Origin of the sequence: Tardiphaga sp. (assembly GCF_044336785.1) — a bacterium.
Classification (GTDB): Bacteria; Pseudomonadota; Alphaproteobacteria; order Rhizobiales; family Xanthobacteraceae; genus Tardiphaga.
The window spans coordinates 21036-29387 of record NZ_JBIIOT010000065.1 but is presented as its reverse complement, the minus strand read 5'-3'; the positions used below and the strand labels follow the sequence as shown (position 1 = coordinate 29387).

Below are 8352 nucleotides of genomic sequence, written 5' to 3'. Positions count from 1 at the left end.
TACCGACGGTTCGAAAACTGGTGCCGACGTCTCTGCGTTCGTCATTCCGGGATTTTTTGCTGAGCGAGGCGTTGCGTGACCTTGGCGCGGGCTGGGTCGCTACCACCTACGCACTGATGCAATCATACAACAATGTTGCTCAATTACGACAAATCCGCGGCGTAGAACAGCCGCGGATTGCGCAAGTCGCTCAATTTCACCGTTTGATCGGTGAAATATCAGGAAACTCCGCCCTCATCCTGAGGAGCGGCCGCTTGGCCGCGTCGCGAAGGATGGCTGCACGCTCGGAGTCTGGCCATCTCATGGTTCGAGACGGCGCTACGCGCCTCCTCACCATGAGCGACCGTGTCGTTCCTAGCCCCCCGTCCGATAGACCTGAATGTCCAGATCCCGAATCTTCTTCCGCAGCGTGTTGCGGTTGAGACCGAGCAGATCGGCGGCGCGGATCTGGTTGCCACGGGTGGCGGCCAGCGCGGCGGTCAGCAATGGCACCTCGATCTCGCGCAGGATGCGGTGATAGAGGCCCGGCGGCGGCACGCCGTTCGGGAAGCTGGAGAAGTGCGAGGACAGATAGACCTCCACGGCCCCACCCAGATTATCCACGGTGGTCGGTGCGTTACCACCCGAGACCACAGCGGGTGGCGCCAGCTCGCCATCGATCACCGGACCGGTGATGACATCTTGCGGATAGAGCGCGGCGAGACGGCGGGCCAGGTTTTCGAGTTCGCGAACGTTACCGGGCCAGCGATGCTGCTTCATACGCTCGAGTGCCAGCGCGTCGAGCTTCTTCGGCGGCAGGCCGTCCTTCTCGGCGAGTGCGAAGAAGTGGCGGATCAGGTCGGGCAGATCCTCGATGCGCTCACGCAGCGGCGGCAGGCGCAGCGGCACGACGTTGAGGCGGAAGAACAGATCCTCGCGGAACAGGCCCTGCTGGATCAGGATGCGCAGGTCCTTGTTCGAGGCCGCAACGATGCGGACGTCGGTCTTGATCGGGGTGCGGCCGCCGACCGTGGTGTATTCGCCCTGCTGCAGCACGCGGAGAAGACGCGTCTGTGCCTCCATCGGCATGTCGCCGATTTCGTCGAGGAACAGCGTGCCGCCTTCGGCCTGCTCGAAGCGGCCTGTGGCGCGGGCATTGGCGCCGGTGAAGGCGCCGCGCTCGTGGCCGAACAGTTCGGATTCGATGAGATCGCGCGGAATCGCCGCCATGTTGACCGCGACGAACGGGCCGTTGCGGCGCTTGCCGTAATCATGCAGCGCGCGGGCGACGAGTTCCTTGCCCGTGCCGCTCTCGCCGGAGATCATGACCGTGAGATCGGTCTGCATCAGGCGGGCGAGGACGCGGTAGATTTCCTGCATCGCCGGCGAACGGCCGACCAGCGGGATGGAATCAAACTCGCCGTCGTCGTCATTGCTGGCGACGCGCTCTTTCGGCTCGGCCAGTGCGCGGCCGACAATGGCGATCAGCTCCTTCAGGTCGAAGGGCTTCGGCAGATATTCGTAGGCGCCGCGCTCGGAGGCGCGGATCGCGGTCATAAAGGTGTTCTGCGCGCTCATCACGATGACGGGCAGATTGGGACGCATCTTCTTGATGCGCGGGAGAAGGTCGAACGCGTTCTCGTCGGGCATCACCACGTCGGTGATGACGAGATCGCCCTCGCCCTGGCTCACCCAGCGCCACAGCGTGGCGGCATTGCCGGTGAGACGCACCTCGTATCCCGCGCGCGACAGCGCCTGATTGAGGACCGTGCGGATTGCCGTATCGTCATCCGCAACCAGAATACTTCCTGCAGGCATCGTCAGTCCTCTACTTAAGTCTGCGAGCCGGACGATGCACCCGCATCGTCACTGCCCGGATCTATGGTCTTGCTGTCTAGGTTCTTGGCTGGGTTGAACATCGGCAACAGCACGCGGAAGGTGGTCTTTCGGGGTTGGGATTCACACTCGATGATCCCGCCGTGGTCGCCGATGATCTTCGCAACCAATGCAAGACCCAGGCCGCTTCCGGTCGGTTTGGTCGTGACGAAGGGATCGAAGAGATTTGGCAACAGATCTTCGGGAACGCCGGGGCCGTTGTCTTTCACGCAGAACTCGAGCGGCAGCGACACGCGTGACTTCTTGCCAGGCACCGAGAGGCGCACGCCGGGTCGGAACGCTGTGGTGAGCTGGATCTCGCCATCGGAGCCGAGATCGACAATCGCTTCGGCGGCGTTCTTCACCAAATTCAGGAACACCTGAATGAGCTGATCCTGATTGGCCAGCACCGGCGGCAGCGACGGGTCGTAATCCTCGATGAAGCGGATGTTGCGCGCAAAGCCGGATTGCGCCAGGCGCTTCACATGGTCGAGCACCGAATGGATGTTGACGGGGCCGCGCGCCACCGGACGCTCGTCGCCGAACACCTCCATGCGATCGACCAGCGTGACGATGCGGTCGGCCTCGTCGGTGATCAGGCGCGTGAGCATGCGGTCTTCGGCGGAGGCCTGCTGTTCCAGCAGCTGTGCCGCGCCGCGGATGCCGGACAGCGGGTTCTTGATCTCATGCGCCAGCATGGCGGCGAGTGCCGTCACCGACCGCGCGGCGCTGCGATGGGTGAGCTGGCGATCCATCTTGTCGGCGATGGTGCGCTCCTGCAGCATCACGACGATATGGCCGGGGCGCTCCGTGAGCGGTGCCACATGCAGATCGACCTGGCGATCGCCGCCGATGCGCGGCGTGCCCAAATCGACCTTGTATTCGTTCACCGGCGAATTGGCTTCGCGGACCTGATCGATCAGCGCCAGCAGCGGACTGCCGAACGGCACCAGCTCGCGCAGCGACTGCCGGCGCAGAAACTGCGCGGAAATGTCGAAGAAGGACTCAGCGGACATGTTGGCGTCGACGATCTTGCCGTCCGGCGCAATCACGAGAATCGGATGCGGCAGCGCGTTGAGGATCGCCTCGCTGTCTGCGGGGGCTGGCCGGCGATATTCTGCGGCGCTCATGCGGCAGCACTCCATGCAAAGTCGTCGAAGGCCTCGTTCAGCGCGCGATGCACGCCGGAGGGGTCTTCAGAGGTGAGAATTCGGGCGCGCCAGTCTTTGAGCTTCGCCGGTGCCGCACCGCTGGTGTCTGCGGCCGTGTCGAGCGCCCAGCCGAGATGTTTTCGCGCATGGCGAAGGCCGACACGCAGGCCGTAATGCTGACAAACGTCGTCATAGAGCGTGACGACATAAGCGAGCTGCTGCTGCAATGTCGGCGCAGTTTCCTTGATGCCAGTTTCAAGCTGCCGGCCGATCTGGCCGGGCAGCCAAGGCTGGCCATAAGCACCACGGCCGACCATCACGGCATCAGCGCCGGAGGCTTCGAGGGCGCTGACGGCCTTGTCGAAGGAGGTGATGTCGCCATTGACGACCACGGGCACGCTAACGGCCGCCTTCACTGGACGCACGGCATCCCAGTTGGCGTCGCCCTTATAGAACTGGCAGCGCGTGCGGCCATGCACGGTGATGAGCTGCACCCCCGCCTCTTCCGCACGGCGCGCGAGTTCGGGCGCATTCATCGTGCGATCGTCCCAGCCGAGACGCATCTTCAGCGTCACCGGGACTTTCACGGCGGAGATCGTGGCTTCGATCAACGTCAGCGCATGGTCGAGATCACGCATCAGCGCCGAGCCGGACTGCCCGCCGGTCACGTGGCGCGCCGGGCAGCCCATATTAATGTCGATGATATCCGCGCCGCCGCCTTCGGCGATCCGGGCGCCTTCGGCCATCCAGTGCGCCTCGCAGCCAGCGAGCTGCACCACATGCGGACCCATCCCGGTCGCCTCGCAGCGAAGCACCGACATCGGCCGTCCATTCACCAGATCGTCGCTGGCGGTCATTTCGGAAACCACAAGACCGGCGCCGAGCTCGGCGGTCAGGCGACGGAACGGGGCGTCGGTAATGCCCGACATCGGCGCAAGAACGACCCTGTTGGCGATTTCCACATCACCAATCTTCAATCGTTTGCTGTATGATGCGTCCGGACTCACAGAGCTACTCATCGTGCTTGTCTCCGCGGCGTTGCGGCGACAAAGCCCAGTATGCGCACATTTGTTGGGCAGTCAATTGTCATGCCTACACATTAGCCAAAGCCAACAACTTTGCAAGTGCAGTGCAGCAATGCACGTTTATGCGTCATGCCCAACTATTCCGACAAGCAAACCTACTGTTTTTCGGCGCGGCCGTGCTAAGGGCTGTGCTCCAATCGCTTACCCCTTAATCAACTGACCCTGATGACAAATTCACCGAAAACTGCCGCCGTTATCGTTGCCGCCGGGCGTGGCCTGCGCGCCGGAGGCGGCGGCCCCAAGCAATATCGCACCATCGGCGGGCGTCCGGTGATCGCCCGCGCCATGGAGCCGTTTTGCGCACATCCACAGGTGTTCGCAGTGCAGCCCATCACCAACCCCGACGATGTCGCCCTTTTCAACGAGGCGGTGACAGGGCTGCGGTACCAGGTTCCGGCCAATGGCGGCGCGACTCGGCAGGCCTCGGTCCATGCCGGGCTGGAGGCGCTGGCGGATCAGGCGCCGGACATCGTGCTGATTCACGACGCCGCCCGCCCCTTCGTGTCTCCTGCCGTGATCGAGCGCGCCATCGCCGCTGCGCAGATCACCGGCGCCGCGGTACCGACCGCGCCTGTCGTCGATACGATCAAGGTCGTGAATGACAAAGGTCATGTGGAAGCGACGCCCGAACGCGCCAAGCTGCGTATCGCACAGACGCCACAGGCCTTTCGTTTCGATGTCATCCTCGCGGCGCATCGTCGTGCCGCAGCCGAGGGCCGTGACGATTTCACCGACGATGCCGCGCTCGCCGAATGGGCGGGATTGACCGTGGCAACCTTTGAAGGCGATCCTGCAAATATGAAGCTGACGACTCCCGAAGATTTTTCCCGCGAAGAAGCCCGCCTCGCAGCCTCCCTCGGCGATATCCGCATGGGCACGGGCTATGACGTGCACGCCTTCGGCGACGGCGATCACCTGATGATCTGCGGCGTGCGCGTGCCACATACGCGCGGCTTCCTGGCGCATTCCGACGGCGATGTCGGCCTGCATGCGCTGGTGGATGCGATTCTGGGCGCACTGGCGGATGGCGATATCGGTTCGCACTTCCCGCCGAGCGACGACAAGTGGAAGGGCGCTGCGTCCGACAAGTTTCTTGAATACGCCGTCGGTCGCGTGACCGCGCGTGGCGGCAAGATCGCCAATCTCGAAGTGACGCTGATCTGCGAACGGCCGAAGATCGGTCCGCTGCGCGATGCGATGCGCACGCGCATCAGCGAGATCTCGGGCGTGCCGGTGTCGCGCGTGGCGGTGAAGGCGACGACCAGCGAGCGTCTTGGCTTCACTGGCCGTGAAGAAGGTATTGCAGCAACAGCGGCGGCCACGATCCGCTTGCCCTGGGTGGACTGACATGGCCGGCAGCGACGCAAGAGCCCTCTCCCGCGCGCTGCTCGACCTTTGCCGCAGTCGCAAGCTGACCATTGCGACAGCGGAGTCCTGCACCGGCGGCCTGGTCGCCGGCGCACTGACGGAGATCCCCGGCTCGTCCGACGTGATCGATCGCGGCTTCGTCACCTATTCCAATGACGCCAAGCGCAAGATGCTGGGCGTGAAGGCAACGACGCTCGACAGCTTCGGCGCGGTCAGCAAGGAGACCGCGATCCAGATGGCGGTGGGCGCGCTGGAAGAAGCGGATGTCGATCTCGCCGTGTCCATCACCGGCATTGCCGGCCCCGGCGGCGCGACGCCGGGCAAGCCCGTAGGGCTCGTGCATTTCGCCGTGGCCGCGCGTGACGGGCGGATCGTCAACAAGGAATGCCGGTTCGGCGCGATCGGCCGAAGTGCCGTGCGCCAGCGCTCGGTGCTGGAAGCGCTGCGGATGCTGATGGAATTGGCGCGCGGGCCGCAGGCACCGGCGAAGAAGCGGGCTTTGGCCAGCAGCGCGCGCGTGGCGCGATCACCGCGGCGGAAGGCTGCGACGAGGCCTGTGAAGAAGGCCGTGAAGCCGAAGCCGAAAGCAGAGTAATCCTCACTCCGCCCTCATCCTGAGGAGCCGCGCAGCGGCGTCTCGAAGGATGGCGGCGAAGCTCGGAGCCAGGCCAGCTCATGGTTCGAGACGGCGCTGCGCGCCTCCTCACCATGAGGGGCGGAGTTAAGCAGGGCGCGCCCGATACACCTCATCCGCACGCTTCTCGAACGCCGCGGCAAAGCGCTGGAATGCCGCGTCGAACATCGAGCCCATCAGCAGCGCCAGCATGCGGCTCTTGAATTCGTAGTTGATGAAGAAGCCGACATCGCATTCGGTCTCGGTCTTCGGCTCGAACGTCCAGCGATTCTCGAGATTGCTGAACGGGCCACGCAGATATTCGACCAGGATTTTCAGGTTGGCCCGATCGAGCGTGACCTTGCTCGTAAAACTCTCCTGCACCAGCTTGAACGACACGGTCATGTCGGCAACGATGACTTCGGTGCCGTCGTCATTCTGCGTGCGTTGCCGCACTTTCAGGGCCTTGCAGAGCGGCACGAATTCCGGATAGCGCTCGACATCGGCCACGAGGTCGAACATCTGCGGTGCGCTGTGGCGCACGCGGCGCTTATTGGCAAATCTCGGCATCGATCAATCAGCGGGCGATGGCTTCGCGCGCTGCCTTCAGCTTGGCAAAATCCTCGCCGGCATGATGCGACGACCGCGTCAGCGGCGACGCCGACACCATGAGGAAGCCCTTGGTGTAGGCGACCTTCTCATAGCCTGCGAATTCATCGGGCGTCACGTAACGCGACACCACGTGATGCTTGCGCGTCGGCTGCAGGTACTGGCCGATGGTGAGGAAGTCGATCTCAGCCGAGCGCATGTCGTCCATCACCTGCAGCACTTCAGGCCGCTCCTCGCCGAGGCCGACCATGATGCCCGACTTCGTGAAGATGGTGGGATCGAGCTCCTTCACCCGCTGCAGCAGGCGCAGCGAATGGAAGTAGCGCGCGCCGGGGCGGACCGTGAGATAGCGCGACGGCACGGTTTCCAGATTGTGGTTGAACACGTCAGGCTTCGCGGCGACGACCACTTCAAGCGCGCCCGGTTTGCGCAAAAAGTCGGGCGTCAGGATTTCGATGGTCGTCGTCGGGCACGCCGCACGAATGGCGCGGATGACCTGCGCGAAATGATCGGCGCCGCCATCGGCGAGGTCATCGCGGTCCACCGAGGTGATGACCACGTGTTCGAGGCCCAGCTTGCGCACGGCTTCAGCGACATGTGCAGGCTCGTTCGCATCGAGCGCATTCGGCATGCCGGTCTTGACGTTGCAGAACGCACAGGCGCGGGTGCAGGTGTCGCCCATGATCATGAAGGTGGCGTGCTTCTTCTGCCAGCACTCGCCGATATTCGGGCAGCCGGCCTCCTCGCACACGGTGACGAGGCCGTTTTCCTTGACGATCTTGCGGGTATCGCCATAGCCACGACTGGTCGGCGCACGCACGCGGATCCAGTCCGGCTTCTGCGGCGAAAAATTGTCGGGCCGATTCACCTTTTCAGGGTGACGCGGGCGGATTTGCGACGATGATACGGTATCGAGGACGGTGACCATGAATTGTCCGTTCTGTGCAATGCCCTAGGTAATCCGCCGGGCGCCCGCTCGCAACCCGCGCTCGCCCGGCCCCGCCCTGCATCCAAGCATATCGTGTGAGAATGGCCCGAAAACCTGACCAAACCACCCACAAATTGGGCAAAGCACTGAATCGCAAATTCTTTGATCGCAGTGTCCATGATGTGGCGCCGGATCTGATCGGCGCAACCCTGCTGCTGGACGGCGTCGGCGGGGTGATCGTGGAGGTGGAGGCCTATCATCACACCGACCCGGCCGCGCATTCCTTCAACGGGCCGACGCCGCGGAACCGGATCATGTTCGGTCCGGCGGGCTTTGCCTATGTGTATCGCATCCACCAGGTGTTTTGCGTGAATGCCGTGTGCGAGGGGGAAGGCTCGGCCAGCGCGGTGCTGATCCGTGCGCTGCAGCCGACATTCGGGCTGGATGAGATGCGTGCCCGGCGCGGGCTGGAGGACGAGCGGCTGCTGTGCTCCGGCCCCGGCCGGCTGTGCCAGGCGCTGGGCATCGGGCTCGCGCATAACGGGCTCGCGCTGGACAAGCCGCCGATCGAGATGTTTGCGCGGACGGAGATGCCGGATGTCGTGGCCGGCATCCGGATCGGGATCAGCAAGGCGGTGGAGTTGCCCTGGCGTTACGGCGCGCGGGGGTCGAAGTATTTGAGCAAGCCGTTTGCGAAGTAGCCCGTCCCCGCTGTCTTCGCCCGGCTTGACCGGGCGATCCAGT

The 8352-nt window shown here is 64.0% G+C and carries 8 protein-coding genes; 3 read left to right on the top strand and 5 right to left on the bottom strand.

Annotated elements, in window-relative coordinates:
* Nucleotides 1-354: 354 nt before the first annotated feature.
* Genes ntrC through dusB form a run of 3 tightly spaced genes read right to left on the bottom strand, consistent with a single transcriptional unit; the run spans nucleotide 355 to nucleotide 3982 of the window.
* On the bottom strand, nucleotides 355-1797 hold the full coding sequence (gene ntrC / locus ACIQ2A_RS17890; protein WP_233021612.1) for a nitrogen regulation protein NR(I): 1443 nt from the start codon (nucleotides 1795-1797) through the stop codon (nucleotides 355-357).
* Between the two features lie 14 nt (nucleotides 1798-1811).
* Nucleotides 1812-2984, bottom strand: a complete 1173-nt coding sequence (locus tag ACIQ2A_RS17885; protein ID WP_398481662.1) for a nitrogen regulation protein NR(II) — start codon at nucleotides 2982-2984, stop codon at nucleotides 1812-1814.
* The gene (dusB, locus tag ACIQ2A_RS17880; protein WP_398481669.1) at nucleotides 2981-3982 is read right to left on the bottom strand and encodes a tRNA dihydrouridine synthase DusB; all 1002 of its coding nucleotides are present in this window, start codon (nucleotides 3980-3982) and stop codon (nucleotides 2981-2983) included. Before dusB ends, ACIQ2A_RS17885 begins: the two co-directional genes overlap by 4 nt.
* 273 nt (nucleotides 3983-4255) lie before the next feature.
* Here dusB and ACIQ2A_RS17875 point away from each other — a divergent pair, with 273 nt between their 5' ends.
* Nucleotides 4256-5437, top strand: coding sequence for a bifunctional 2-C-methyl-D-erythritol 4-phosphate cytidylyltransferase/2-C-methyl-D-erythritol 2,4-cyclodiphosphate synthase (locus ACIQ2A_RS17875; RefSeq protein WP_398481660.1), 1182 nt, complete (start codon nucleotides 4256-4258; stop codon nucleotides 5435-5437).
* Nucleotide 5438: 1 nt separating this feature from the next.
* The gene (locus ACIQ2A_RS17870; protein WP_398481659.1) at nucleotides 5439-6053 is read left to right on the top strand and encodes a CinA family protein; all 615 of its coding nucleotides are present in this window, start codon (nucleotides 5439-5441) and stop codon (nucleotides 6051-6053) included.
* A gap of 126 nt (nucleotides 6054-6179) precedes the next feature.
* Here the strand turns inward: ACIQ2A_RS17870 and ACIQ2A_RS17865 are convergent, their stop codons facing one another.
* Both ACIQ2A_RS17865 and lipA read right to left on the bottom strand, forming a co-directional pair.
* Nucleotides 6180-6641, bottom strand: coding sequence for a type II toxin-antitoxin system RatA family toxin (locus ACIQ2A_RS17865; RefSeq protein WP_398481656.1), 462 nt, complete (start codon nucleotides 6639-6641; stop codon nucleotides 6180-6182).
* Between the two features lie 7 nt (nucleotides 6642-6648).
* Nucleotides 6649-7608: a lipoyl synthase gene (lipA, locus tag ACIQ2A_RS17860; RefSeq protein ID WP_398481654.1), complete on the bottom strand. Its 960-nt coding sequence runs from the start codon at nucleotides 7606-7608 to the stop codon at nucleotides 6649-6651.
* A gap of 101 nt (nucleotides 7609-7709) precedes the next feature.
* Between lipA and ACIQ2A_RS17855 the strand changes: the two genes are divergently transcribed.
* The gene (locus ACIQ2A_RS17855; RefSeq protein ID WP_398481651.1) at nucleotides 7710-8309 is read left to right on the top strand and encodes a DNA-3-methyladenine glycosylase; all 600 of its coding nucleotides are present in this window, start codon (nucleotides 7710-7712) and stop codon (nucleotides 8307-8309) included.
* Nucleotides 8310-8352 lie beyond the last annotated feature (43 nt).